The following is a 1635-nucleotide window of genomic DNA, read 5'->3' on the forward strand; positions in this document are numbered from 1 at the left end:
CCATAACACCTTCGGAATGATGTTAATGCAGAGGCTATGATTTCCTGCGCAGCCCTCAAATAGCGCAGCAGGTGATCATAGCCGGTTCTCAGGTCTCTACAGTGGTTTTGCGACAAACCACACCGAAGAGGAGACCGACTATGACCGACACCATTATTACACAGTCAGAAGCCGTTTTAGTGGCGATTGATATTGCCAAATCCCGCCACGAGGTTCTGCTTCAGATCCCTGGGACGAAGCGCCGACGCCGTTTCACCATTCTGAACCAGCTTGACGACTTCAATCGGTTGATCGCCATACTCACGGATTATGGCTGCCCTGTCCGCGTGGCGTTTGAAGCTACGGGCAATTACCACCGCGCTCTGGCTTATCAGCTTGGCATCGCTGGTTTCGAGGTGAAGCTGGTATCTTCCGTGGCCTTGGCGCGCACCCGCGAGGCCCTGAACAACAGCTGGGACAAGAACGACCCAAAAGACGCGCAGGTCATCCTGCACATGATGCAAATCGGGAATGAGCAATTCTATCACGATCCATTGCTGAGCGGCACAAATGACTTGCAGGAACTATCCAAAACACACGACATCGTCTCTCGTTGTAAAACCGAGTTATGGCACCGGGTGATGACCCATTATCTGCCACTGTATTTTCCTGAAGCAGAGCGCTTCCATCGCAGCTCGCGCAGCGACTGGTTCTTCGCCTTCCTGGAGCGCTATCCGTCACCGCATTTCATCTCTGCCATGGATCAAGATGCGTTCATTGCCGACGCATGGGAGGTTGTCGGCCGCAAAGTCTCAAAAGAACGTTTGCTTGCAGACATTTATCAGACCGCCAAGGCCTCGGTTGGCTTGCCAATCGCATCGGATTCTGACGCGGCCAAGATGTTTCGTTTGGTCTTGGGTGAAGGGCGCAGCCTGATTGCCCAGCGTAATGAGATTGAGGATCGCGCCGTCGAGCTACTCAAGAACAACAGCGACTACAAACTCCTGACTTCGATCCCGGGGATTGGGCCCATCAACGCCCTGACCATTCTGGCAGAGGCTGGCGACCTGCGCCGCTTCCGGCATCACCGGCAGTTTCTCAAATTCTGCGGGATGGACCTCGCGACCATCCAGTCCGGCACCTTCCGGGGCCAGACCAAACTCTCCAAATACGGCAATGCCAGATTGCGCCGCACGCTATGGATGGCTGGTCAGGTAGCTATCATGCAGCCAACCAACAGCTTTCGTGACAAGTTCGAACGTTACATCACGAAGGATCGGCATAACGCCCATCTGCGCCGAAAGGCGTATACCGCAATCGCCGCCAAGATGGCCCGCACAGTTCATGGGATCATCAAAAGCGGAGAACCGTATCGCCCCTTCTTTGCGGGGTGATCGACAGCAGAAGGACCCTTCTCTGACAGGGCCGTAGAGGCAGCTTTCTGACCTCGTAGATAATGTTCAGGCCTTCTGCTCAACGACCCGAAGATCTCGTCTTAAGGACGGTGAGAGCCGCAAAAGCGTACTCTGTGTTTGTTATGGGAGAGACACGTTGTTGACCAAAACGCCGAACTGACACACATTCAACCATGCTGGAACACCCAGCATGACAGTGACCTGATGCCAAATCTGACGATCGTTCCGCATATAGGACGTT

General features: G+C 54.2%; 1 pseudogene. It reads left to right on the forward strand.

Annotated elements, in window-relative coordinates:
• Window positions 1-140: 140 nt before the first annotated feature.
• Window positions 141-1399, forward strand: a pseudogene (locus ACR0AM_RS21550) (IS110 family RNA-guided transposase).
• Window positions 1400-1635 lie beyond the last annotated feature (236 nt).

This window comes from Ruegeria sp. AD9, from assembly GCF_056542305.1.